General features: G+C 66.1%; 23 protein-coding genes and 1 tRNA gene. 18 read left to right on the top strand and 6 right to left on the bottom strand.

Going from position 1 to position 25423, the window contains the following annotated elements:
* The first annotated feature begins 28 nt into the window (after positions 1–28).
* The 6 genes from ACOGI4_RS00630 (at position 29) to ACOGI4_RS00605 (ending at position 5562) form a co-directional block, all read left to right on the top strand.
* Positions 29–1729 (top strand): acyl-CoA mutase large subunit family protein, encoded by a 1701-nt coding sequence (locus tag ACOGI4_RS00630; protein WP_419842028.1) that lies wholly within the window; start codon positions 29–31, stop codon positions 1727–1729.
* A gap of 117 nt (positions 1730–1846) precedes the next feature.
* Complete coding sequence (locus tag ACOGI4_RS00625; RefSeq protein ID WP_419842027.1) at positions 1847–2359, top strand: DUF4333 domain-containing protein; 513 nt, start codon at positions 1847–1849, stop codon at positions 2357–2359.
* A 105-nt stretch (positions 2360–2464) separates the two neighbouring features.
* Positions 2465–2602 carry a hypothetical protein gene (locus tag ACOGI4_RS00620; RefSeq protein WP_419842026.1) on the top strand — a complete coding sequence of 46 codons (138 nt, stop codon included), beginning with the start codon at positions 2465–2467 and terminating at the stop codon, positions 2600–2602.
* 34 nt (positions 2603–2636) lie between these two features.
* Positions 2637–3302: a NifU family protein gene (locus ACOGI4_RS00615; RefSeq protein WP_419842025.1), complete on the top strand. Its 666-nt coding sequence runs from the start codon at positions 2637–2639 to the stop codon at positions 3300–3302.
* Positions 3303–3322: 20 nt separating this feature from the next.
* Complete coding sequence (locus ACOGI4_RS00610) at positions 3323–4813, top strand: Fic family protein (protein WP_419842024.1); 1491 nt, start codon at positions 3323–3325, stop codon at positions 4811–4813.
* Positions 4814–4827: 14 nt separating this feature from the next.
* Entirely contained in the window at positions 4828–5562 is a 735-nt protein-coding gene (locus ACOGI4_RS00605; protein ID WP_419842023.1) for a PIG-L deacetylase family protein, read from the top strand.
* Between the two features lie 151 nt (positions 5563–5713).
* On the opposite strand, the gene ACOGI4_RS00600 is transcribed toward ACOGI4_RS00605, so the two are convergent.
* Together ACOGI4_RS00600 and ACOGI4_RS00595 are read right to left on the bottom strand one after the other, a co-directional pair.
* On the bottom strand, positions 5714–7195 hold the full coding sequence (locus tag ACOGI4_RS00600) for a class I SAM-dependent methyltransferase (RefSeq protein WP_419842022.1): 1482 nt from the start codon (positions 7193–7195) through the stop codon (positions 5714–5716).
* Entirely contained in the window at positions 7195–7857 is a 663-nt protein-coding gene (locus ACOGI4_RS00595; protein WP_419842021.1) for a restriction endonuclease, read from the bottom strand. The genes ACOGI4_RS00600 and ACOGI4_RS00595 overlap by 1 nt, the downstream gene beginning before the upstream one ends.
* Positions 7858–8067: 210 nt before the next feature.
* Here ACOGI4_RS00595 and ACOGI4_RS00590 point away from each other — a divergent pair, with 210 nt between their 5' ends.
* Positions 8068–9477 (top strand): OB-fold domain-containing protein, encoded by a 1410-nt coding sequence (locus ACOGI4_RS00590; RefSeq protein ID WP_419842020.1) that lies wholly within the window; start codon positions 8068–8070, stop codon positions 9475–9477.
* 271 nt (positions 9478–9748) lie between these two features.
* Complete coding sequence (locus tag ACOGI4_RS00585) at positions 9749–10951, top strand: acetyl-CoA acetyltransferase (RefSeq protein WP_419842019.1); 1203 nt, start codon at positions 9749–9751, stop codon at positions 10949–10951.
* A 77-nt stretch (positions 10952–11028) separates the two neighbouring features.
* Here the strand turns inward: ACOGI4_RS00585 and dxs are convergent, their stop codons facing one another.
* On the bottom strand, positions 11029–12984 hold the full coding sequence (dxs, locus tag ACOGI4_RS00580; protein ID WP_419842018.1) for a 1-deoxy-D-xylulose-5-phosphate synthase: 1956 nt from the start codon (positions 12982–12984) through the stop codon (positions 11029–11031).
* 30 nt (positions 12985–13014) lie between these two features.
* The gene (locus tag ACOGI4_RS00575; protein ID WP_419842017.1) at positions 13015–14055 is read right to left on the bottom strand and encodes a lysylphosphatidylglycerol synthase transmembrane domain-containing protein; all 1041 of its coding nucleotides are present in this window, start codon (positions 14053–14055) and stop codon (positions 13015–13017) included.
* Between the two features lie 327 nt (positions 14056–14382).
* Here ACOGI4_RS00575 and ACOGI4_RS00570 point away from each other — a divergent pair, with 327 nt between their 5' ends.
* From ACOGI4_RS00570 to ACOGI4_RS00555, 4 genes are read left to right on the top strand one after another with little or no spacing between them, the layout of a single operon-like run.
* Positions 14383–15798: a TldD/PmbA family protein gene (locus ACOGI4_RS00570; RefSeq protein WP_419842016.1), complete on the top strand. Its 1416-nt coding sequence runs from the start codon at positions 14383–14385 to the stop codon at positions 15796–15798.
* 15 nt (positions 15799–15813) lie between these two features.
* On the top strand, positions 15814–17187 hold the full coding sequence (locus ACOGI4_RS00565; protein ID WP_419842015.1) for a TldD/PmbA family protein: 1374 nt from the start codon (positions 15814–15816) through the stop codon (positions 17185–17187).
* 3 nt (positions 17188–17190) lie between these two features.
* Entirely contained in the window at positions 17191–17916 is a 726-nt protein-coding gene (locus ACOGI4_RS00560; protein ID WP_419842014.1) for a PHP-associated domain-containing protein, read from the top strand.
* Positions 17917–17927: 11 nt separating this feature from the next.
* Entirely contained in the window at positions 17928–18803 is an 876-nt protein-coding gene (locus tag ACOGI4_RS00555) for an undecaprenyl-diphosphate phosphatase (RefSeq protein ID WP_419842013.1), read from the top strand.
* Here the strand turns inward: ACOGI4_RS00555 and ACOGI4_RS00550 are convergent.
* Together ACOGI4_RS00550 and ACOGI4_RS00545 are read right to left on the bottom strand one after the other, a co-directional pair.
* On the bottom strand, positions 18787–19419 hold the full coding sequence (locus tag ACOGI4_RS00550) for a hypothetical protein (protein WP_419842012.1): 633 nt from the start codon (positions 19417–19419) through the stop codon (positions 18787–18789). The genes ACOGI4_RS00555 and ACOGI4_RS00550 overlap by 17 nt on opposite strands.
* Positions 19420–19486: 67 nt before the next feature.
* Positions 19487–19897 (bottom strand): FmdB family zinc ribbon protein, encoded by a 411-nt coding sequence (locus ACOGI4_RS00545; RefSeq protein ID WP_419842011.1) that lies wholly within the window; start codon positions 19895–19897, stop codon positions 19487–19489.
* A gap of 347 nt (positions 19898–20244) precedes the next feature.
* Here ACOGI4_RS00545 and ACOGI4_RS00540 point away from each other — a divergent pair, with 347 nt between their 5' ends.
* The 6 genes from ACOGI4_RS00540 to ACOGI4_RS00515 all read left to right on the top strand — a co-directional run bounded on the left by ACOGI4_RS00540 (position 20245) and on the right by ACOGI4_RS00515 (position 25423).
* The gene (locus ACOGI4_RS00540) at positions 20245–21486 is read left to right on the top strand and encodes a UTP--glucose-1-phosphate uridylyltransferase (protein ID WP_419842010.1); all 1242 of its coding nucleotides are present in this window, start codon (positions 20245–20247) and stop codon (positions 21484–21486) included.
* 107 nt (positions 21487–21593) lie between these two features.
* The gene (gene glp / locus ACOGI4_RS00535) at positions 21594–22862 is read left to right on the top strand and encodes a gephyrin-like molybdotransferase Glp (protein ID WP_419842009.1); all 1269 of its coding nucleotides are present in this window, start codon (positions 21594–21596) and stop codon (positions 22860–22862) included.
* A 53-nt stretch (positions 22863–22915) separates the two neighbouring features.
* Positions 22916–23941, top strand: a complete 1026-nt coding sequence (gene moaA, locus ACOGI4_RS00530; RefSeq protein WP_419842008.1) for a GTP 3',8-cyclase MoaA — start codon at positions 22916–22918, stop codon at positions 23939–23941.
* A gap of 40 nt (positions 23942–23981) precedes the next feature.
* Entirely contained in the window at positions 23982–24464 is a 483-nt protein-coding gene (gene moaC, locus ACOGI4_RS00525; RefSeq protein ID WP_419842007.1) for a cyclic pyranopterin monophosphate synthase MoaC, read from the top strand.
* 420 nt (positions 24465–24884) lie between these two features.
* Positions 24885–25160, top strand: coding sequence for a hypothetical protein (locus ACOGI4_RS00520; RefSeq protein ID WP_419842006.1), 276 nt, complete (start codon positions 24885–24887; stop codon positions 25158–25160).
* Between the two features lie 190 nt (positions 25161–25350).
* Positions 25351–25423 (top strand) — tRNA-Ala (locus tag ACOGI4_RS00515).

Here is a 25423-nt window from a genome sequence, read left to right as displayed (position 1 = left end):
TGTCGGGGGCATCGTGGCAGACCCGGGCATGCGTGACAGACGCGGGCACCGTCGGCACGAGCACGCAGACATCAGGAGGAAACCGGTGACACGGGAACGCTGGCAGGCAGAGTTCGACTCCACCCCAGTACGCGATGCCGACTTCGAGACGATGAGCGGTCTCGAGCTGGCGCCGCTCTATGCGCCTGACGACAGCGAACCCGCCGCTGATGTCGGCTGGCCCGGCCAGTATCCCTACACGCGCGGCGTCCACGCCAGCGGCTACCGCGGCCGCCTGTGGACCATGCGCATGTTTGCGGGCTTCGGCACCCCAGAGGACACCAACAAGCGATTCCATGAGATTCTCGCTGCAGGCGGCGGCGGACTCTCTACGGCATTCGACATGCCGACACTCATGGGTCTCGACTCCGATGACGTCATGTCGCTGGGCGAAGTAGGTCGTTGCGGCGTAGCGGTCGATTCGATCGAGGACATGGCGGAGCTGTACGACGGCATCGACCTCGAGGCGACCACCACCTCGATGACGATCAACGCGCCGGCCGCCACGATCTGGGCGATGTTCGTGGCCAACGCCGAGGAGCAGGGCGCGCAGCGCCGAAATCTGGGCGGCACGCTGCAGAACGACATTCTCAAGGAGTACCAGGCTCAGAAGGAATGGGTGTACCCCCCGAGGCCGTCGATGCGGCTTGTCGCCGACACCATCGAGTTCGCCACCTCGGAGATGCCTCGCTGGAACTCGGTGTCGATCAGCGGCTACCACATTCGCGAGGCCGGTTCCACGGCAGCTCAGGAGCTCGCATTCACGCTGGCCAACGGATTCGCCTATGTGGAGGCTGCCGCACAGCGGGGACTGCCGGCCGACGAGTTCGCTCCGCGTCTGAGTTTCTTCTTCAACGCCCACATCGACTTCTTCGAAGAGATCGCCAAGTACCGAGCCGCACGTCGCATCTGGGCCCGGTGGATGCGCGACCGCTACGGCGCCCAGAATGAGCGTTCCATGATGCTGCGCTTCCACACGCAGACAGCGGGCGTCTCGCTCACCGCGCAGCAGCCGGAGATCAACATCGCTCGCACCGCCATCGAGGCGCTGGCCGGGGTGCTCGGCGGCACCCAGAGCCTGCACACGAACTCGATGGACGAAGCGCTGGCGCTGCCGACCGACAAGGCAGCCAGAATCGCCCTGAGAACCCAGCAGATCATCGCTCACGAGACCGGTGCCGCCAACGTCATCGATCCGCTCGGGGGCAGCTGGTTCGTCGAGGAACTGACCGACAGGCTCGAGGCCGAGGCGGAGGAGATGTTCGCGCACATCGACGCAGCCGGCGCCGGTTCGATGCTCGAGGGCGCCTTCCGGCTGATCGACGACGGCTGGTACCAGTCGGGGATCGCCGACGCCGCCTACGAGTTCGAGAAGAAAGTGAACGCGGGCCGCCGGGTGGTGGTGGCCGCCAGCGAGTTCACCGAGGGCAGCGAAGACGACGACATCGATTTGCTGAAGATCACCAACGACGACGAGCAGCGTCAGATCAAGCGGCTGGCGCAGCTGCGGGCTGACCGCAGTCAGTCCGCCGTGGAGGAGGCGCTGACGTCGCTTCGCCGAGCAGCGGAGACTGACGCCAACCTCATGCCGCATCTGATCGACACCGTGCGCACCCGTGCCACCGTGGGCGAGGTGACCAACGCCCTCGCCGACGTCTTCGGTCGACATCAGGAGCGACCGTTCATCTGAGCGAATGCCTGCTGAGCGAGTGTCTGCGCCGGCACCGCGTGGACGCCGCGCACAGCATCACGCGTGACCGCCGCTGGCGGGGCTAATCTCCCGTCAGCCCCACTGGAGGTCGCCTCATTGACTGGACCGTCCACGTCGGTGCTCGCTGCGCTGGCTGTGTCGATGGCGGCCGTCTTCGCCGGCTGCGGCAACGGTTCGGATCAGTCGCAGGTCGAGCGGGAGGTGCAGGCCTACCTGCAAAGCGTGGTGGCACCCGCCGAAATCGTCGACATCGACTGTCCGGCGGATGCACCCATCAGGCCGGGTTCGACGTTCCTGTGCGACGGACTCGTCGAGGGTGCCTTCTACGAGGCGCAGGTGACGATCATCGACGAGCAGGGCCGCCGGCTTATCCGGCCCCGCCAAGCCGTCATGCGAGTCAACGCGACCGAGACAGCACTCGGCGCCGAAGCTGCGACTGCGCTGGGGTTCAGCGTCCAGGCGGACTGCGGTGACAGTCAGTACCTGGTGGTGTCGGTCAGCAGCACCTTCTTGTGTACGCTTGAGCGATCCGACACCCAGGCAACCCAGGACATCGAGGTCGAAGTTCAGAACGCTGACGGCGTCATCACGTGGCGGCTGAAGGGATGAGCGCTCCGCGATGAGCCGTGTGCGCGAGTTCGCAGTGCGTGCAGGGCCGAGTTGTGCTGGGGCTGGCTGTGCTGGGTCGAGCATGGGCAGCGGACACGGCTCGGCATGACGCGGCAGCGGTACGACGCGGCAGGGAATCTGCGCCCGCTGCGGCAGCGCAGCCCTGGACTGTGGTGGACGGCGGTGCTCGTGGTGGCGGCGATGCTGCTGACGGGCTTCACCGCTCTCACTTCGGTGCTCTAGCCGGCCGCAGAGCCGTCCTCGGTAGGCTGGCGACATGGCGCTGAGCGACCAGATGGCACCTGCCGACGCGGTACGCCAGTCGATGATGGAGACCCGCAAGGAGACCTTCTCCGTCACGTCGTCGGCCTTGGACAAGATCCTCGAACTGCGCGCGAACGAGGTGGACGGCGAGCAGCTGGCGCTCCGCATCGAGGTGACCGGCGCGCAAGGCGTGGACTACACCTACGACCTCGCCTTCGAGATGCTGGCCGAAGCCGACGCGTCCGATGTGCCGTTCGCGGTCGGCAGCGGACTGACGGTACTGATTCCCGACCGCGATGTCCCCAAGCTCGACAACGCCTCGCTGGACCTGCCGTCCGACCCGAACCAGCCCGGTCTGGTGCTGCGCAACCCGAACCGGCCCGATCTCGGACCTAACGCCCAGCTCGACCTCGACGGCACGGTTGAGGACAACGTCCGCGAAGTGCTCACCAAGCGCATCAATCCGTCGATCGCCGCGCACGGCGGCTTCGCCGAGCTGGTTTCCGTCGAGGGCGACACCGTTGTGGTCAAGCTGGGCGGAGGCTGTCAGGGCTGTGGCATGGCGAATGCCACCGTCACCGCCGGTATCGAGCGAACGCTGCGCGAGCTGATTCCTGAGGTCGAGCGGGTCGTCGATCTCACCGACCACGCCTCGGGCGAGAATCCGTACTTCGCCTAGCCGACGGAACTGCACCGCACATGGCAGATGTCGAGCTGGCGTTCCGCTGGATGCCGATCAGCGACCTTGCCGAGACGGATCGCGACCTCGACCGAGCGAAGCTGCTGTCGATGTCGGAGCTGTGGCGCGACGTCAAGGGGGACTTGCCGGCCGAACACATCCACGACTTCAACGAGCGGCTGAAGCGCGAGTGGGCCATCGAGACCGGACTCATCGAACGTCTCTACACGTTCGATGCCGGCATCACCCGGCTGCTGATCGAGCAGGGAATCGACGCATCGCTGATCCCTCACGATGCCGCCAACAAGCATCCGCAGATCGTGGCCGGTATCATAGCTGATCAAGCCGAAGCGGTCGACTTCCTGTTCGACTTCGTGGGCCAGCAGCGGCGCCTGACGACGGCGTTCATCAAGGAAGTCCACGCCTTGATGACGCGCAAACAGACGACAGCTTCGGGAATCGACCAGTTCGGCCGGCCCGTCGAGGTACCGCTCGCCCACGGCGAATACAAGCGCCAGCCGAACAATCCGACGCAGTCCGACGGCCGAACCTTCGAGTACTGTCCGCCGGAGCAGGTCAGCTCCGAGATGGACCGACTGGTCGAGATGCACTGCGCACAGGCGGACGACGGTGTCGCGGCGGAGCTGCAGGCGGCTTGGCTGCACCATCGATTCACCCAGATCCACCCCTTCCAGGACGGCAACGGCCGTGTCGCCCGTGCACTCGCGTCGCTCGTGCTGATCCGCGAAGGCTGGTTTCCGCTCGTCGTCGCCAGCTCAAGCCGAGCCAAGTACCTCGACAACCTGAAGCAGGCGGACGCAGGTGATCTTCGACCGTTGACTTCGCAGTTCGCGGCCATCCAGAGCAGGTGGTTCCAGCAAGCGCTCGCCATCGGCGCGCAGGTGCAACAAGCCGCCGAGCGACGAGATCAGCTGCTCGCAAAGATCAGTGACGAATTTCGCGGGCGACGAGTGCGCGCACAGGTCGACATGGAACAGGTCAAGGTCACCTCAGCGACATTGGCCTCACGAGCGCGCACTAAGTTCGATGAGTACTGCGACGATCTCGAAGACGCAATCGGTGCCGACGACGAGACTCGACGTGTCTTCGTGGACTACGGCGAGGACTCGCACGAGGAGCGACGCTCGTGGCATCGCTACCAGATCGTCGAGACAGCCAAGCATCCCAGCCTCGACTACTGGGCGAATCTGCGTGAGCTGCACTGTTGGGTGCGGCTCGGGCTGGTCACCGAGAGCGGCCGTTCGGAGATCCTTCTGTCGTTGCACGGCGTGAATCGCGAATTCCGAGGGCTGGTCGGCGCCTCGATGTGCCTGTATCGCAGACAGCGAGGCGATGACATCGAACACCAGATCATCGAGCTGATGCCGACATGCGAGGAGCTCTTCGAGTTCAACCACAAAGAGGCGTCACCGTCGATCGAACGGCGATTCGACCGTTGGCTCGAAGACTCGCTGCTTCGTGGCCTCGATCAGTGGCGCCGAGGCGAGTAGCAAGGGTTGCAGCAATGGGCATGATCCTCACCGGTGAGGGCTTGATCGACGCTCCGCAGCGGGCGCTCATCGTGGTGGCTCATCCCGACGACATCGACTTCGGCATGGCAGGAACCGTTGCTGCCCTGACATCGGCCGGATGTGAGGTGGCCTACTGTCTGGCGACCAGCGGAGAAGCCGGAGGCGACGACCTGTCCCACTCGCCCGGCGAGCTGGCAGCAATGAGGGAGTCCGAGCAGACCGCTGCAGCAGCGCAGGTGGGCGTTGGCGAGCTGCACTGGCTCGGTCACCGCGACGGCATGGTCGTGGCGGACCTGAGCCTGCGGCGGGACATCGCCCGCGTGATCCGCATCGAGCGACCCGACGTCGTGCTGTGCCAGACATCGATTCCCGACTGGGATCGCATCTACATCTCCCATCCCGATCATCTGGCCACGGCGACGGCTGCTTTGGCGGCGGTGTACCCGGATTCCCGCAATCCGCGCGCGTTCCCGGAGCTCCTGGACGAAGGCCATCAGCCGCACAGCGTCAGTGAGATCTGGCTGATCGGCACGACGCCGAACCGCTACATCGACATCACCGACACGTTCGAGCGCAAGATCGCAGCCCTGCGGGAACACCGCAGCCAGATCGCTCAGTTCGACGATATGAGTCAACGCGTCCGGCAGTGGTGCGCCGAGCTTGCCCAAGCGGGCGGACTGGGGCAAGGCCGCTTAGCAGAGGCCTACCGCGTCGTACCCGCTGGCTAGCTGGTCAGAGTCGAGGAACAGGCGCTTCATCGGTCAGGAGGTCGAATCCCGGACTTACGAAAGAGAATTCCAGCCGGCGAGTGGTCGCATCAGCAAGCAATACGGCCATTACGTCAGGCTCGGCGCCGACACGACCAACGGCTACAGTAGTTCAAGCAAACGACAATTCCGGCTGGTCGTTGGTGCAAAGTAGCGTGGCTTCAAGTCCGCCTACAGGTTGCGTGTATCCTGCTGCGATGTTGAGCAGTGCTCGAAGATCGAGACGCTGCAGTAGCCGCTTCGTGATCGGTCGTTTAGCGTCGGAAAACACTAGAGAAGCCAGCAATTGCTCACATGAAGGTGTTGTGAGCAAGCTATGAATGAGGCGAGCCTGCTGCTCTGACCCGCACGCCAGAAGATAGCAAGCATCGTCCAAGATGACCGGCCGCTGGCCATGAGGACCAATCAATCGGAACCGGGGCACTTTGTGAAGTCCCGACACCGCAATCTTCCAGTCGGTGAAGCTATAGTCGCCTACACCGAACATGGAGAATTCGGGTCGTTTTCTGTAGATGCTGCTGCGTCGAGCTGCGAAGGTGTCGGTATGGCGTTGCAGATAACGCCACAACCGCGGCGCGCTGACCTTCAGCCGCCGAGTGTCATCGATTGGTCGGCGCTGTGTAATGATGACGAAGCGTTGCGGGTCACGACCGCGCGCAAGATCGGTGCATTTCATCATCGGATACACGAATTCTGGTTCGATCTCTACAGTCTCGCCGAAGCCGTTCGTGTGCGAGTTGTCACCATGAGCGGAGAGTTCCATCACTCTCGCAGCATCGTGCTTGACGCCTTGGCGCCATTCAATCTGACACCGGCCGTCTGCCTCAACGACAGGCCGATACTTGTGGACATTTGCAATCAGACCCTTATCGTTGAGGCCTATGACAGAGTCAGGCTCTGTGGCTTCGAGAGATGCATAGACTGGGACCCGGTAAGTGGGCTGCCGGCTTCTATCGATATTCACCATCAGTAGACAAGCATCTACCGAAGCACCGAACACCAATTTGGCATCAAATTTGCGAATAACCGCCTTTGCGACCGGCCAGTCGTGTGAGAATGCAAACTCCAGCACTCTGCGAGCAACAGAGGTCTTGACGAGCATGGCCAGCGTTGGATCCTCAGCGGCGGTTTCGCTGAGGCATTTCAAAACGACATACTCAGCGATATCAAAGTTTGACGCACCACTGATCGCATCAATGCCGGAGAGTCCTTTAAGATTTGATTTTGCCGGTACATTATTGCTTGAAGTGCGTCCGAGTTCAGAGTTTGTCACCCAAGGCGGGTTCCCGAGTATGAGCAGTGGCCCTTGCCGTTGCCACTCGATACGAGACAATAGCAGAGAAAAAGCATTGCACTGCTCAATCTTCACATCACGTTCGGCTCCATATCGCGCTTGAGCGGTCGCAACGTGTCTGTCCTGCAACTCTAGTCCGATGATCTGTGCGTCGAGCGGCAGTGCTGCCTTGATGAACGCACCTTCGCCGCAGGTCGGTTCAAGCACACGACTTGCCTGGATTCCCTCTCGGACGAGGCAGCTGACAACAGCTTGGGCGAATCTTTCAGGTGTTTGCCAGTCTCCGAGTTCACGGTTCATCACCGACGCTCCTCCGCACCGTTTACTGTACCATGCTCTGCGGTATCGATAGCTCGCGCGTACTGTAGTCTCGATTGCAGTGCATTAGATATCGTCAGAACACCGATTTCGGGTGCCTGCTTGAGGACTCTGTTTGCTAGATTGCGCCTGCCGATGTCATCGAGCGGTAGATTTCTCTCTTGAAAGAACGCATCGAGATCTTCCTCGTTGCCGCCTTGGTCGATGATCGATCTGATGCCGGCTGTCGTCTGGTAGTCAGATGTGTATTGCTCGCTCACGAAGATGACGTGGCGGATGACGAGATTGGCCACTCGTCGGCTTATGTCGTCGGACTTCTCGTACACGAAGACCAAGAGACTGTGTCCGAGTCCGTAGATCTTTTGCGCGGCATCCCGAAACGGTGATGATGATTGCGGCTGACGAGATGAGGTGACCTTGAGGTCCACTCTCAGCCTCGGAAAGTCGATGCCCCTCGCGGTGTTTCCGATTTCGACCTCGTAGTTCTCCTGGAGCAATGCTCGGAACCGATGTTCGACGTAGCTACCGACAGCCTTGCCGTCGGTCACACCGAAGAGATCGGCTATCGGATTCGCAGTCAGTTCCGCGGCGAATGCGGCAGCCCGTCTCTTCAGATGCCCAATGGTCAAGCGGGGTTTCGACATCAGCCCTGACCTTAGAACCTGCGAGTGACATGGCATCGGATCTCACGGCCGCGGTCGGTCGTGCCAGCCGGCATCGGGCAACGACGATGTTCGACGCTTAGGCTCTGGGGCGGACGACCGCGCATCGCGCTATGCCAAGCCGAACTGCCGAACATGCATGCGAGGCATGTGGCCGCTACCGAAGCGCAGGCAACGACGGGAGAACCGACGATGGGACGAGGCATCATTGCGTACGGGGCATACGTGCCCTACTGGAGGCTGGACCGATCCAAGATCGCTGCGGCCATGGGTGCCGGCGGCGGGCGCGGGCATCGGGCTGTGGCCGGCTTCGACGAGGACACGACGACGATGGGCGTCGAGGCGGCGCGCAACGCGCTGCGCGGCAGCGCCGTGGTGCCCGACGCCGTGCTGTTCTCCACTGCCAATCCTGCCTACATGGACAAGACCAACGCCACCGCGATCCACGCCGCGTTGGACTTGCCCCAGTCGTCGTGGGCCGTCGATGTCGGCGGTGCGCCGCGCTCGTCTGAGGCCGTGTGGGCGCTCGCTTCGGCAAGCCGCGGCACCAATCTGGCGATCGCTTCGGATCTGCGCACCGGTCGCCCGACGAGCAGCGACGAAGCAGGCGGCGGCGACGGTGCAGCCGCCTTCGTGTTCGCCGGCGACGAGGAGGCCGCAGGCTCGCCGGTGCTGTGCCGGTGGCTCGGCGGGGCAGCGGCAACCGCCGAGTTCACCGATCGCTACCGTCAGCCGGGCGACGCCTTCTCGCGCATTTGGGAGGAGCGCTTCGGCGAGCAGGTCTACCTGCCGCTGGCGAACGACGCCGTCGAACGGGCACTGACCGACGCCGGCGTCGGACTCGACGACATCGACAAGATCGCCATCGTGGGCCTGCACGCGCGGGCAGTGCGCGGCTTGTCGCGGTTCGCCGGCGACAAGCTGGTGCCGGACTTGACCGGCGAGATCGGCAACACGGGCACAGCGCACGCCGGAGTGGTGCTGGCATCGATGCTGGACGAGGCGGGGCCAGGCGAGACGATCCTGCTCGTCCATCTCGCCGACGGTGCGACGGCCGACGTGCTGCGCACCACCGATGCCATCTCCGATCACACGCCGTTCGCGCCGGTGCGCTCGCAGATCGATCGTGGCAACGACGCGTTGGACTACAACAAGTTCTTGACGTGGCGCGGATTTCTCGACCGCGAACCGCCGCGGCGTCCGGACCCGGACCGTCCCGGAGCGCCGCCGGCGTTTCGTGCCGAAGACTGGAAGTACGCGTTCGTCGGCTCGCGTGACCGCGCGTCGGGCGCAATCCACCTGCCGCCGATGCGGGTCTCGATGGAAGGCGGCGCCGTGGACGACATGGAGCGCATCCGCATGGCGGACGTGCTGGCCACGATCGCCACGTTCACGGTGGACCGCCTGGCGTTCTCGCTGTCGCCGCCGGTGGTGGCGGTGGTCATCGACTACGACGGCGGTGGCCGCTTCCAGGCAGAGATGACCGACGTCGATCCGGGTCAGGTGAAGATCGGCGACCGCGTCGAGATGACGTTCCGACGGCTGTACAGCGCGGAAGGCATCCACAACTACTTCTGGAAGGCACGCCCTGCTGCCGGCTGATGCTGCGGCACAACAGCGCACGCGTGGTTGTGTCGCGTCCTCAGCCGCCACGGCCGGCGAGTCCTGCCCGGCGGGTTCTGCGCAGCATTGCGACAGGCGAGTGTGCTAGGCACTAGTGTGGTCGCAGCGCAAGTACCGCAGCGCCAGGCAGTCCGTGCGTGCGCTGCCAGTCCGTGCGTGCGCTGCGCGGGCGGCCGGACAGCTCGCCGCTCGATTCTTCCGGTAGGACATCACCAAACAGGCACACCACCCAATACCAAGGCAGGCAGACATGAGTTCACACGGAATCCGCGACAAGGTCGCGATCGTCGGCATGGGTTGCACCCAGTTCGGCGAGCACTGGGATCGCAGCGTCGATGACATGCTCACCGACGCTGCCCACGAGGCGTACGCATCCGCCGGTGTCGTTCAAGACGACATCGACGCCTTCTGGCTCGGCACCATGGGTTCGGGGGTCTCGGGCCTGACCCTGTCCAAGCCGCTGCAGCTCGACTACAAGCCCGTCACACGGCTCGAGAACATGTGCGCCACCGGTTCTGAAGCCTTCCGCAACGCGGCGTACGCGGTCGCCTCTGGTGCGTACGACATGGTGATGGCTATCGGCGTCGAGAAGCTGAAGGACTCCGGCTACTCCGGTCTGACGGGCGCTCGGCCGCCCAGCGACGGCACCGACTCGGCGCTGACTGCGCCGGCCATGTTCAGCCTGCTGGCGCCGGCATATGCCCACAAGTACGGCTTGGACGCCGAGACCATGAAGGAAGTCCTCACCCGTATCGCTTGGAAGAACCACCGCAACGGAGCGCTCAACCCGCGGGCGCAGTTCCGTAAGGAGGTCGCCAAGGAGACCATCGCAGGTTCGCCGTTGATCGCGGGCCCGCTGGGCATCTTCGACTGCTCGGGCGTCAGCGACGGATCGGCTGCGGCGATCCTGGTGCGGGCATCCGACGCTCACAAGTACTGCGACAATCCGCTGTACATCAAGGCGCTCAGCTTCGCCTCCGGTCCCGCGACCGGTGCGCTGGACAGCACCTACGACTACACCACGTTCCGTGAGGTGGAGGCGTCGGCTGCGGAGGCCTACAAGCAGGCCGGCATCACCGACCCCCGCTCGCAGATTGCGATGGCTGAGGTACACGACTGCTTCACGCCCACCGAGCTGGTGCTGATGGAGGACTTGGGCTTTGCCGAGCGTGGCTTGGGCTGGAAGGAGGCCATGGCCGGCACGTTCGACCTCGACGGCGACCTTCCGGTCAACCCCGACGGCGGTCTCAAGAGCTTCGGCCACCCGATCGGCGCTTCCGGTCTGCGGATGCTCTTCGAGTGCTGGCTGCAGCTACGGGGCCAAGCGCCGCCTGAGCGGCAGATCCCGTCGGTGACCGAGCAGGGCAAGACGCTGGGCTTGACGCACAATCTGGGCGGACAACCCGGGGCCGCGGTGAGCTTTGTCTCCGTTGTCGGCTCAGAACTGGGCTAGCACGAAGCTGGGCTAACGCAGGGCTCGGCTGGCACCGAGCTGGGCTAGCACCGCCGACGGTTCCGCGACCGGCCGCCTCAGGCGGCGATCCGGGCGAGAGTCTTGCGCACCGATGCTGCGATCCCTGCGGCATCGAGTCCGACCTCGGCGCGCAGTTCGTCGGCGGACCCGTGAGGCAAGTACGCATCGGGAGTCCCAAGCTGTGCAACGCGCGGCACGGTCGATGCGTCCAGCTGCTGCAAGGCATCGCTGACCAGGCTGCCGAAACCGCCCACCCGAACGGCGTCCTCCGCGGTCACCACCAGCGGATGCGCGGCTGCGTCCAGCAGCATGGCGCGATCGAGCGGCTTGATCACGCGCGGATCCCACAGCGAGACTTCGATGCCCTCCGCGCTCAGCAGTTCGGCTGCATCAGTGGCTGCGCCGAACGTCTGGCCTGCGGCCAGGATGCAGGCATCTGGGCCCGCACGGTGCTGGAGCGCATGCAAGCGCATGCCGGGGGAAACCGGGGCATCGGGTGACGCAGCCAATGCCGAAACGGGGCCCTTGCCCCGCGGCCAGCGGATCGCCACAGGCCCATCGGTGATCTCCAAAGCGTGCGCAAACGCGAGCGGCAATTCGTCGGGACTCGACGGAGCGAACACGGTCATGCCCGGAATGCGAGTGAAGATCGCGATGTCGTAGAGGCCATGATGGGAAGCGCCGTCGGGGCCGGTGATCCCGGCGCGATCCACGCACAACACGACCGGCAACCGGTGCAGACCGATGTCGTAGAGCGCCTGATCGAAGGCCCGCGCCAAGAACGTCGAGTACACCGCAACGATCGGCCGCAGACCGGCGCGGGCCATGCCCGCAGCAGACGTGAGCGCGTGCTGCTCAGCGATGCCGACGTCGTAGAAACGGTCCGGGAACGCTCGCTGGAACGGCAGCAGTCCGGTAGATCCCGGCATCGCTGCGGTAATCGCCACGATGTCACGGTCGCGTCGTGCTGCTGCCACCAGCGCTTCGGTGAATGCTGCGGTGTAGTCGCGCATGGCCGGCACGCCGTGACGGTCCGACGCCGCAGGCCCCGGCGCAGTTCGAGACGCCGCAGCCGACGCCGCGGCAGAGCTGCCGGTGGCGGGATCGAACAGTCCGATGTCGTGCAGGTGCTTCTCGTTGTCGTGTTCCGCAGGGGCGTAGCCGCGCCCCTTCTGGGTGACGACATGGACGACGATGGGGCCGTCCACGTAGGCGCCGGCGTCGCGGAAGGCCGATTCCATGGCGGCGATGTCATGTCCGTCAACCGGACCGACGTAGCGCACGCCGAGGGTCTCAAAGAACGCCGGCGGTTCCCACATCTCGCGCATCGCGGCGGCCGCGCTGTCCAGGCTGCGGCGCACACCACCGCCCAGCGGCACTCGGTCGAGCATGTGGTCGACGACTCGACGGCCCTGCACGTAGTGGGGAGACTGTCGCAGCCGCGACATCACTGTCGAGAGCCGGCTGATGGTCGGGGCGTAGGAGCGGCCGTTGTCGTTGAGCACGATCAGCGCTCGCTGGGCGTAGTGGCCGAGGTTGTTGAGTGCCTCAAAGGCCATCCCGCCGGTCATGGCGCCGTCGCCGATGACGGCGATGACGCGCCGATGCTCGTGGCCGGTGAGCCGGAATCCGGCGGCGAGGCCCGATGCCCAGCTCAGCGAGGTGGATGCGTGACTGTTCTCGACGACATCGTGAGGCGACTCGGACATGCTGGGGTATCCCGACAGGCCGTGCCGCTGGCGAAGTCGCTCGAAGCCGTCGCGTCGGCCGGTGATGAGCTTGTGAACGTACGCCTGATGGCCGGTATCCCAGATGATGACGTCGCGGGGCGACTCAAAGACCCGGTGCAAGGCCACGCTGAGTTCGACCGCGCCGAGGTTCGAGCCGAGATGTCCGCCGGTTTGTGAGACGGCCTGCACCACGAAATGGCGGATCTCGGCGCAAAGCTCGGCGAGTTGCGAGTTGTCCAGCGCTCGCAGGTCAGCTGGGCTGGTGAGCTTGGCGAGGTGCATTCGCGGCGCGAGGTTACTGAGCGCCGCTGCTCAGCGTCCGGCGGGTGCTCGTGCGAGTCCCGCGATGCGATGCCTGCGACCGCCGAGTGCGAGTGCCGGGGCACCGGACAGGCTGACCAGCAGCGTCAGAGCGTAGAGCAGCAGGCCGAGAAGCACCGCTTGACCTTCATTGACTCCGTGCGCGTCCAGGAACAGCACGAATGCGCCTTCGCGCACTCCGAGCCCACCGATGGTGAACGGCATATTCTGCGCGATCAGCACCATGGGCGTGAACGCCAGCCATGCAATCAAGCCGGGGTTGACGCCGATGGCTGCGCCCGCGAGCGCGGTCGCCGCCACCAGCAGGCCCTGATAGGCAAATCCGATGCCCAGGATGCGCCGAGCGGCGCGTCGGTGGCGTCGCATCACGCTCAGCCCGGTATGCACGGCGCCCAGCCAGTCCCGGACGTGGGTGCCGCCGGACAGCCGGCCCAGACCGCGGGGATGCTCGGCAAACCAGACAATGAACGCCAGGACAACCAGCGTGCCGAGCGCCAGCCCGCCGGCGACTCTTCCCCCGCTGTGGCGCAGCAGGCCCGGCTGAGCGGTCAGCGCTGCGAGCGTGAGCACAGGCAGCACGATCCAGCCGGTGAGTCGCTCGATGATGACGGTAGCGAACGCGTTGGCCCGGCTGCCGCAGATGCGCCCGAGACGGTTGACGCGCAGAACGTCGCCGCCGATGGTGGTGGGCAAGAAGTTCCCGACGTACTGCGCGGCCAAGTAGATCGAGAGCATCGTCCGCCCTGACGCCTCGACGTCGAGCGTGTGCGCGACGTGACGCCACCGCACCGAGGCCATGACGAAGGCACATGCCATGGCGCCTGCTGCTGCGACTAGCCATGCAGCAGCAGCACTCTTGGAGCCCACCTCCAGCGATGAGAGTTCTTCGCGGCTGACCGTGATCAGCCAAGCAAGCAGGCCGGCGCTGACGGCGAGGCTCAGCGCATTGCGTGCGAGATGCGAAGCCGTGTGACGCCTTACGACGGCCGCGCACGCGCGTGACGCTGCAACGAGGCTCTGCGGGCGGGACACTCAGGCAGCGCTTCCGCGTCGCCTGAGCCTTGGGGTGTTGCGAGCAGTCCCGTGGCGTGCGTCAATCCTTGATGCAATCCCTAAGCGGTTCACGTGGCTTCGCACAATAGTGTGACAACAGCGCGCCCATGCACGGTCGTGCCGCGGCCCATGCCGTGACCGCCCGCGCCTTGATCGCCCATGTCCTGACCGGACAGACGCTCGACACCCTTGGCAGCCCATGACACGCAGCGACATACCACGCAGTACCGACTCTCACGCAATGCTGACAAGCTCAGCGTTGACACGACCAGCGCCGAAACGCCCAACCCCGACGAGCCCGGCGCCATGAGCGCGACCTCCGCGCCGCTTCTCGACCTCGACCTCGTCGACACGATGCTCAGGGCGGCACTGGACGCCGGCGGCCAATGGGCAGAGCTGTTCGCCGAGGACCGAGAGTCAGCGGGCATCGTGCTCGACGAGGGCCGAGTGGAAGAGATGAACTCCGGCCGAGACCGTGGCGTCGGCGTTCGGGTCACTGCGGGCGACACCACGGGCTACGCACACACGTCGGACCTGAGTGCCCGAGGACTCACGGACGCCGCTCGCACGGCTGCGGCAGTGGCGTCCACGCAGGCGCTGGGCGGAATCGTCGCCATGAGCCCGCTCCCGAAGGTCGATCTGGCTGCGACCCGAGCGGCTGTGCTGCCCTCGAGCGTCGGTGCCGAACGCAAGGTCGCGTTGTTGCGCGCCGCCGACGAAGCCGCCCGGTCGACCCACGAATCGGTCACGCAGGTGACTGCCCGCTACGGCGAGAGCCGTCGGCGGATCCTGGTTGCCAACACCGACGGCGTGTATGCCGGCGACGACCAGGTGCGGACGCTGTTCTCGGTGGGTTGCGTAGCGAGCGGCGACGGCGGTATGCAGACCGGACGCGAGACGGTCGGTTACACGGTCGGGTGGGAACTGTTCGACGACTGCGACCCCGCCGAACTCGCGCAACGAGCCGCTCGCCGCGCGGTCACCAAGCTCTCGGCCCGTCCGGCGCCGAGCGGCGAAGTTCCTGTGGTCATCGCACGCGGCGGGGGAGGAGTGCTGTTCCACGAGGCGTGCGGCCACGGCCTGGAGGCCGATCTGGTGCGCAAGGGAGCGTCGGTGTTCGCTGGTCGGGTTGGCGCTCAAGTCGCCGCCCACGGCGTGACACTGGTCGATGACGGCACGATGGCGCCCGAGTGGGGCGCATTGGCCATCGACGACGAGGGTCATCCCACCCAGCGCAACGAGCTGATCAGCGACGGCGTCCTGACCGACTACATGTGGGATTGGCTGCGCAGCCGCGACGACGGCCGAGCCCCCTCGGGCAACGGCCGACGCCAGAGCTACATGCATCTGCCGATGGTCCGGATGACCAACACGTTCGTCACCAACGGCTCGGTCGACCCGTCCGACATCGTCGCTGACACGCCGTGGGGCGTCTATGTGGCGCACCTCGGGGGCGGCCAGGTCAACACGGCGACCGGTGACTTCGTGTTCGGCATGACCGAGGCGTACCTCATCGAGGACGGTGTGATCACGGCCCCGCTGAGGGAGGGCAATCTGATCGGCAACGGACCCCAAGTGCTGCTCGACATCGATGCCCTCGGCAACGACTTTGCGATGGGAAGCCCCGGCACCTGCGGCAAGGACGGCCAGGGCGTGCCTGTGGGCGACGGTCAGCCCACGCTGCGCGTGCGCGCGCTCACGGTGGGGGGCACCGCCGGCTAGGCGGTTCGATCACGCGTGAGCGAACGACTGCGGAACGGCCGAGACGACGCCGACGAGCTGGCACGGATCGCTCAGGAGGTGTGCGGACGCGCCCGCCGAAGCGAGCAGGTCGAGGTCTGCGTGTCGACGGGGCGTTCGACCACGGTGCGCGCGTACAACGGCGAGATCGAGTCGCTTCGCTCGGGACACAGCGCAGCGATCGGCGTGCGGATCATCGTCGACGGCCGTCAGGGTTTCGCATCGGCCGGCTCGCTGGACGTCGACGTGGTGGCTGAGACGCTGAGCGCCGCCCGCAGCAATGCAACCTTCGGCGAGCCTGATCCCCATCAAGGGCTTGCCGAGCCCGACGGCGTGGTGCCGCCGAGTCTGGATCTGTGCGATGCCGCCGTGGCGCGGGTGTCCGATGCCGACAAGATCGCCGCGGCGATCGACCTCGAACGGCGCTGCCTGTCTGCAGATACGCGTATCTCCGGCGTGCGAGTTGCTGCATGGAGCGACGGATGGTCGCAATCGGTGCTGGCGTCGAGCGCCGGCATCTGCGTGCAATCCGAGCACGCGAGCTGCTCCATCGGCGCGCAGCCCCTCGCCACCGACGGGCACGAGACGCAGATCGGCTACGCCGGCGATGCTGCGTGGCGGCCCGACGAGCTGGACTTCGACCGAGTCGTCACCGAATCGACGGAGCAGGCACTCGGGCAGCTGGGGGCGACCAAGCCGCACAGCAAGCGCTTGACGGTGGTACTGGCGCCGTCCGTCGCAGCGGCGTTCATTGCCGTGGTCGCCGGAGCGTTGGCTGCGGACAGCGTGCTGAAGGGACGCTCGCCGTTCGCGGACCGCGTCGGCGAGCGCATCGCCGACGAGCGGCTCCACCTCTTCGACGATCCCACGGACCCGACGACGCTGGCAGCAGCGAACTTCGACGGCGAGGGGCTTGCTGCCCGCCGCAACGAGTTGATCTCCGCGGGCGTGCTAGACGGCTTCTTGCACAATGCGTACACGGCGCGCCGATCCGCCACGGTGTCCACGGGTTCGGCGGTACGCGGCACGCGGTCGGTGCCCGGCGTGGGTACCCATGCGCCCGCGGTTGCCGTCGGCGACCTCGCCGACGAAGCGCTGTACGGGTCTCTCGGGGAAGGCGTGCTGGTGCGTGGCGTCAGCGGGTTGCACAGCGGCGTGAATCCCACGAGCGGCGATTTCTCCGTCGGCGCTTGGGGGCACCGGATATCGGGCGGCGAGCTGGCTGAGCCGTTCCGCGAAGCGACCATTGCATCGACGCTGCAGCGGATGCTGCTGGGGATCAGCGGCATCGGCGCGACCGCCGAGCGACTGACCGGCGGTACCTCGATGCCGCCGATCGTCATTGCGGATGTCGCGCTCTCCGGGGTGTGAGCGATGCCGCGTCCTGCTGCGCCGGCAGCCCTCGAACGTCATCCCCATCTCGCGCAGGACTGCCCGGCGGGCTGGGTGCGTGTCGACTTCCACACGCACACGATGTGGTCGGGCGACTCGACGACGACGCCGGACGAGTTCGCGACGTGCCTCGCCGAAAGCGGCATCGACGTGGTGTGCATCACCGACCACAACGCCGTGCGCGGCGCCCAGCGCTTGCAGGACGAGCTGGATGCGCGCGTCGTCGTCGGCGAGGAGATGAAGACCCACGCAGGCGAGATCATCGGGCTGTTCCTGACCGAACGTGTGCCGCAGGGCTTGGCGCCGGCAGCGGCGGCACGGGCCGTGAAGTCCCAAGGCGGGCTGGTCTACATCCCGCACCCGTTCGATCCGCTCCGCAACAATCTGCGCCGCGACGTGCTCGACGAGCTGGTCGGCGAAGGTCTGGTCGACGGCATCGAGGTGCTCAATGCAAAGACGAGCCTGTCCAGCCTCAACTCACAAGCGGCCCGCTACGCGTGCGAACACGGCCTGGCGCCCGGTGCGGGCAGCGACGCACATGTCGCCGAGGCGCTTGGGGGCGCGTACTTGGAGATGCCCGACTTCGGTAACGACGATCCTGCCGGTTTTCTGTGGTCGATGCGCCAGGGCAGAGCGGTCGGTCATCACTACGACCCGCCCCGTCGCTGGAAGCCGCGCATCGTTCCTTCGGTGGGGAACGACGACTAGGCGCCGGTGCGATGCCGGAAGGTGCTACGCCGGATTGGGCCGTCGCGATCCTGCTCGGCCTGCTGCAGGGACTGACGGAGTTCTTTCCCGTCTCGTCGAGCGCACACTTGGAGCTGGTGCCGTGGCTGGCCGGATGGGACCTGTTCGGCGATGACGGCGAGCTGGAGAACGCCTTCGACATAGCTCTGCATGTGGGCACCCTCGCGGGGGCCGCGTCCTACCTGCGGGCAGACATCGCCTGCTACGGCGCGGCGCTCTGGCGCGCCGTGCGCGGCCGCGTCCAGCGCGAAGCGTCGATTGCCGTCAGCTTGGGGGTGTCGGCAGTTCCCGCAGCCGTCGTGGGTGTCGCTGCGCAGGGACATTTGCTCGGCCTCGCGGAGCAGCCACTGCTGATAGCGGGCCTGCTGGCGGGCTTCGGCTGGCTGCTGTGGAGGACCGATGCAGCAGCGCACGAGCGTGGCGCGCAGCGATCGCAGGACTCCTACCGGCTGCGCGACGCTCTCGCCATGGGCCTCGCGCAGGCAGCGGCGCTGCTGCCGGGCGTCAGTCGTTCAGGCGTGACGATCACGGCCGCGCGGCGGCTTGGCTTCGACAGAGCCGCATCGGCGCGGCTGGCATTCCTCATGAGCTTGCCGCTCATCGCCGGAGCGGGCGTATACCGCTTTGCGACGCTCGCGGATGCTGCTCCGACGAGAACGCATCTGCAGATGTTCGTGGTCGGCGGCATCTGTGCAGCGGTGTCTTCGTGGGCAGGAGTTGCCGCCATGGTCCGACTGCTGGCTCGGGTCGGCGCCCGCCGGGGTTCGTCGCCGTTCGCGCCGTTCGCCGGCTACCGCGTCGCGCTCGCAGCAGTAGTTGCCGCAGCGGCGATCAGCGGTCTGCGCTGAGCACGATCGGCACGACCACTCCTGTGGCGCTGGCCCGCGCCACAGCGTCGAGGTGGGTGGGTTCGATCTCGACGAACCATCCCTCGCGGGATGCCTCGAGCACGTGGGCGGGTACGCGCTCCGCGCTCTGGTGGCCTGCGGAGGGTTCGAACGGATCGATGTCCGCGAACAGCATGAGCTCCACCGGAGTGCCCGGCTTCACGTCAGGCGCATGCTGCACGACGCTGATGCCGATGCCCCTGCGCCCCGGTGACACTCCGGATGCGGGGTTGAAGTCCAGCTCGCTGAGCATGGCGCCCGCCGGGACTGCCCTGGTGAGTTCGCCGAGGCCGACAGTGCTGGTCAGCGCACCGGCTGGCACGAGATGAGCGGGAACGTCGATGAGATCGACATGTTCTTGTGCCGAGCTGCCGATTGCCAAGGGCCGCTGCGCCGCCAGCACTCGCACGGACGTGCCCCATGCCTCCGCAGCCGAGCGAGCATTGCCGGTTGCACCGGCGACGAGCACCAGCGCCACGAACGCGACCGCGCCGACTGCGGTCCAGTGCACCGCGTTGGGTCGGCGTCGCCAGAGGTCACTGAGCTGTGACATGAACGGCTGTGAGATGAACGCCATGAGAGCCTCCTCGCGAAGCCATCGCAGCGGCGCGCGCCGCTGCGGGCTGGTTTCGATGCTGGAGGCGTCAGCCTGACGCCGAGGCGGCTTCCACGGTCGAACTCGACGCGCTGGCCGATGAGACGCTGTCGGAGGAAGTCGATGTGCTGCTCGGTGAGTCGCTGACCGAATCGCTTGACGACTCGCCCGCAGTCTTGGATGTGGACGAGCCCGATGACGACTTCGAGGACGCTCGGCTGTCGTTGCGGTAGAAGCCGCTGCCCTTGAAGCTGATGCCGACGTTGGAGAAGATCTTGCGGACCTCGCCGCCGCAAGTCGCTGCGGTCTTGTCGTTGGCTAGAGCCTCGTGAACCGCGTCGCCACGGCGAGGCAGCGAGACTGCGGGCAGCGGGCACACCGTGATGGGATCGTCGGAGAAGCTCTGGTAGCGCTCGAAGGACTGTCCGCAATCCGTGCAGCGGTACTGATACGTCGGCATGGTGCGGCGGTCCTTTCTGTCGAAGAGCATTCGTCGATCGACATGCTGTCAACTCGTGGCGTGGTTTCAGCCCGCGGACTTGGGCAGGTGGCTCTGGTCCAGGTTGTGTCGTGCTGAGCTCAGTTGCGCAACTGGCCAAGTGCCCAGCTACCAAGTGCCCAGCTACCGCGTGCCCAACTACCAAGCTTGGCTATGAGCAGTCGTGCAGTGTAGCCGGCAGCCGGCGAGGGCAACAGCGAATTCTCGGCTGTGCGGATCTGCTTCTGCGGATTCTGGGCCTCTTGGTGTCTCCTTAGACCCTGGGCCTGTGTGCTTCGATGGGTGGCCCGCGTCGGTAGGTTCTGGCCATGGGCCGCGCCTGCGACCTCGCTGAGCGCTACGGCATCGACGAAGCGTCGGCCGGCACCCTCGCAGCCTTCGGCTTCGACGGCAGTGTCTTCGACCGCTTGCGGCAACGTCTGGCTGAGACACAGCGGCCAAGCGGTGTATCCCGCACAGGTGCCGACGCCGACGCGGTCGCCGGCGACGCAGCCGCCACGAACGGCACTGCAGCCAACTGGCTGAGCGGCGGTATCGAGCCGCCACGGCCCGACGACTTGGTGCGGCTGCCTCTGGCGGGTTCGCGCGAACGCGAGCAGCTCGCCCACCTCGGCCGCGAGGCGATCGCCGGCGGGCAAGTAGGAGTGCTGCTGCTGGCAGGCGGGATGGCGACCAGATTCGGGGGCGGCGTGAAGGCGCTGGCCGAGGTGCTGCCCGGACTCACGTTCGTCGATGCCAAGTTGGCCGGTCTTCAGTGTCTGGCGAACGAGCTGGAGTGCCAGCTGCGGCTCTGGCTGATGACCAGCTTTCGATCTGACGGTGGTTTGCGGGAGTGGGCTGCTGCGGTGCCCGCCGACGAGCACGTCAAGGTCGGCTTCGTTCCTCAGGGGGTGTCGATGCGCTTGACTCCGAGCGGCGAGCTGTTCCGAGATCGAACCGGCAATGTGTCGCTGTATGCCCCAGGCCACGGAGATGCTCCGTGGGCGATGCAGCGCAGCGGCGAGCTGAGCCGATTCGCGGACGACGGGGGGCGTTGTCTGTTCGTCACCAACGTGGACAATGCCGCGGCGACGTTGGACCCCGCGGTGATCGGCGCACATCTCGCTGCGAAGCAACCGCTGACCTGCGAAGTGGTCAAGGGCGCTGCCGCGGGAGGCTCGCCGTGGCGTGTGGACGGGCGGCTGCAGATCGTGGAGTCGTTTCGCCTGCCGCCCGGCGCGGATCCGCTGGCGCCGGGCACCGTGAACACGAATTCGCTGGTCGCCGACGTCGAGGTGTTCTCCGCCGGCTGGCCGCTCACGTGGTTTGAAGTGCGCAAGCAGGTGGATGGGCTCGCTGTGGTGCAGTTCGAGCGGCTCATCGGGGAGCTGTCGGCATTCGTGGACACGACGATGCTGCTAGTGGAACGCGACGGGTCCGACGGCCGCTTTCAGCCCGTCAAGGACCCAGCCGAACTCGAGGTGCGCCGCCCCGAGATTGCCCGGATTCTCTCCGCCCGCATTGCCTCGGTCCGAACCCTCTGCGCAGGGGGCACCGCATCCGGCGCCTGAGGCCGCGGTCCCACGCGTGTGCTGCGCTGACCCAGCGTGCAGCCGTTTGCATGCGCGCCACTTGCAGTACACAGCCACGAGCGGCGCGCCCGGTTACATTGCACCGGGTGCTGCCGCTGGAGACCGCACGCCGCTACGTGCTCGATCGCTGCGGCGCGCGCACCCCGGTGCGGGTGCCGATAGCGGATGCGCTGGGCTTGGTGACCGCCGACGACATCGTCTCGCGCGAGGCCATCCCGCCGTTCGCCAACACGGCGATGGACGGATTCGCCGTCCGCTCACAAGACACCGTGAATGCCCCATGCGATCTGCGGGTCGTGGAGACGATTGCGGCGGGACATGAGCCGCAGGTGACCGTCGGGCCAGGCCAGGCCAGCCGCATCATGACGGGCGCGACGATCCCGGCCGGTGCCGATGCGGTGGTCATGGTGGAGCGCACGAGCATCGTGGCGACCCAGCCGATGGCCGATACGTGCGCTGCCGAGCACGACGCCAATCTCGGTGCCGAGCATGACGGTTGCAGCGAGACGGTCCGTGTGGAGGTGAGCGTTCCGCCCGGCAACCACGTGCGACCGGTCGGTGACGACCTGCACGCAGGGGCTCACGTGTTCGCCGCTGGAACCGAGCTCACCGCCGGACGTCTCGGCGTGCTGTGCAGCCTCGGAATGGTCGAGGTCGAGGTGTACCCGCGGCCGCGTGTGGGCGTGCTGTCCACCGGCGACGAACTCGTCGACGATGGCAGCCCGCTGCGCCCGGGTCAGATCCGCGACTCGAACCGTCGCACGTTGCTGGCGCTGGCGCAACGCGCCGATGTCATCCCGATCGATCTCGGGCTCTGCCCCGACAACGTCGATCAGATCGAAGCTGCTGTCATGTCAGGCGTCAGCACGTGCGATGCCATCGTCACCTCGGGCGGCGTCAGCATGGGCGACTTCGATTACGTGAAGGCGGTGCTGGATCGCATCGGCGACATGCGTTGGATGCAGGTGGCGATCAAGCCGGCCAAGCCGCTGGCCTTCGGCACGGTGGGCGAGGTGCCGATATTCGGCCTGCCGGGCAATCCCGTCTCGTCGATGGTGTCCTTTGAGCTGTTCGCCCGTCCGGGCCTGCGCTCGATGATGGGTCATCCAGATCCCGTCCGGCCGACGGTCACTGCCACAGCCGCAGAGGATCTGATGCGCCATGCCGACGGCAAGACGCACTTCATGCGTGTACTGGCGACGCCCGCCGCCGCTGGCGGCGTCGAAGTGCGCTCGGCAGGCGGGCAAGGCTCGCACATGCTGTGGGCTATGGCCAAGGCCAATGCGCTGGCGGTGGTGCCGGACGGCGAGGGCGTTCCCGCCGGCGCCCCAGTGGACGTGTTGTTGCTGGACTGAGCAGTACCGGCCAACAAGTGCACCTCACGCCGGTCGGTACGCTGCGGCCAGTGATGAGCGCAGCAGCAGCCGTTGCACCGGCTCGGGCCGAAGACCTCGTCGACCCGTTCGGCCGTGTCGTGGGCGACTTGCGCATTTCGGTCACCGATCGTTGCAACTTTCGCTGCCAGTACTGCATGCCCGCCGAGGGCATGAGCTGGCTGCCGCGATCGGAGGTTCTGAGCTTCGAGGAGATCGAGCGCTTTGCTCGGGTGTGCGTGGAGCGTTTCGGATTCGAGAGCATCCGCCTGACCGGGGGCGAGCCAATGGTGCGCGCACACCTGCCGCGTTTGGTGGAACGACTCGCCCGCCTCGGCGTCGATGTGGCGTTGACCACCAACGGCGCCACGTTGCGCCTGCACGCCGCTGCGCTGGCGTCTGCCGGCTTGTCGCGCATCAACATCAGCCTCGACTCGCTTCACCGCGACCGCTTCTTGAAGCTGACTCGCCGCGACGAGCTGGACCGGGTGCTTGACGGCATCGATGCGTCCATCGAGGCAGGACTCGCGCCGGTGAAGCTCAACACCGTCATGATGCGCGGCATCAACGACGACGAAGTCGTGGATTTCGCTCGCTTCGGGCGCGAGCGCGGCGTAGAAGTCCGCTTCATCGAGTTCATGCCGCTCGAGGCCGGCGACGTGTGGAACGAACAGGTCGTGGTCTCGGCCGACGAGATCATCGCGGCAGTCTCGGCTGAGTTTCCGATCGAGCCCGTCGTGCGTGCCAGCGAACCGGCCGAGCGCTACCGATACCTCGACGGAGGCGGCCACATCGGTGTCATTGCGAGCGTCACCAAGCCGTTCTGCGGCAACTGCGACCGGGTACGGCTCACCGCTGAGGGCCAGTTCCGCACGTGCTTGTTCGCACTGGACGAGTTCGACATGCGGGCGATCCTGCGCAGTGGCGCCACAGGTGCCGATCTCGACGACCGGTTGGCGGTGGCTGTGCGCGATGCGGTCGGCACCAAATGGGCTGGTCACTCGATCGGCCAAGTCCACTTCATCAAGCCGAAGCGGACGATGAGCCAGATCGGTGGCTAGCGCAAGATGACACAGCGACCATGACAGCGGCCGTAACAGGATGACTGAGTCTCCCTTCACCCACCTGGATCCGCTCGGACGGGCACGGATGGTCGACGTGACCCCGAAGGAAGTATCCCATCGGCGCGCAATTGCCCGCTGCCGTGTGCACATGGCAGCCGAGACTGCGTCGCTGGTTGCCCGCGGCGCAATCGCCAAGGGGGACGTGATCGCGGTGGCACGCGTCGCCGGTATTCAGGCAGCGAAACGCACCTCTGATCTCATCCCGCTCTGCCATCCGCTGCTCGTCGGCGCAGTACAGGTGAACTTCGAGATTGCCGACACGTGGATCGAGATCGAGGCCCAAGTCGAGACCGTAGACCGGACCGGCGTCGAAATGGAGGCGCTGACAGCATGCTCGGTTGCCGCGCTCACGATCTACGACATGTGCAAGTCGGCCGACCGGTCCATGGTCATCGGCGACCTGACCCTGTGGGAGAAGACCGGCGGCCGCTCGGGCATGTATCGCCGCAACGATGCGTGATCGGTGGCTCGCGGCGGATCACCCTTGGCGGGTGCGCCGCGGTGCCGTGCGGTAGTGTGCAGTGCGTTCCGTACTTCGACGATGCGCTGCGCGCGTCTTGGCTTCGCACGCCGTGCAGGACACCGTTATGAGCCACCCCTGCGTGGAGTGTCCCGTCAGCAAGGCAGGTGATGCGTGACGCAACTGGTCTTGGTGCTGCTGGCCGTCGCTTGGATCGTCGTGTTGGCACCCGATGTCAGGCGCTTGTTGCAGCCTCGCGGGCGAGGAATCCGACGAGGACGCAGGAGTTCGTCTGTTGAGCAGTTCCGCCGACAACTCGATTCTCTCGGTCGATCGGTGCCCGCCGCGGCGCAGCTGTCTCGTGGCCACGCACATCAGCGCCGTGCCGATCGGCATCGACGTTGGACGAGCCCATCGTCGATGCCGACCACGCCGAAGCAGGCCGCGACCCGCCGTCGGGATGTCGGCACCTTGTTGGTGCTGTGTACGCTCGTCGCGCTCGCAGGCACACTGGCTACCGGTTCGCTCTTGACGCTCACCGCGTTCGCGCTGCTGTTTGCGGGCTCGAGTGCGTACGTCATGCTGGCACTGCGCCGACGCCGCGCAGCGCCCACTGCCGTGGTGCATTACCTGCCGTTGCGAGACCCTGCCACTGCCTCGACGATCACCATGGTTCGTCGGACGGTGAACGAGTAGCGCCGGGAACGAGTAGCGCCTGCTGCGCAGTACATCCAACAGCACGCGCGCACAGGCGCGGGCATCGAGTCAGCACGGGAACAGAGGCACGGCCGTAGCGCAGCGCGGGCGTTTGCAGAGCGGGTATATTCGGTCCCCGACATTCAGTGCCCGCCCGTGCCCGTCCGCTGTGTGGCCTCGTGGTGCAGTCGGGGGTGTAGCTCAGCTGGTAGAGCGCTTCGGTCGCATCGAAGAGGCCAGGGGTTCGACTCCCCTCACCTCCA

This window comes from Candidatus Poriferisodalis sp. (assembly GCF_965205175.1).
Classification (GTDB): Bacteria; Actinomycetota; Acidimicrobiia; order Acidimicrobiales; family Poriferisodalaceae; genus Poriferisodalis.
The sequence above is the reverse complement of the archived record's forward strand: the minus strand, read 5'-3'. Positions and strand labels throughout refer to the sequence as shown.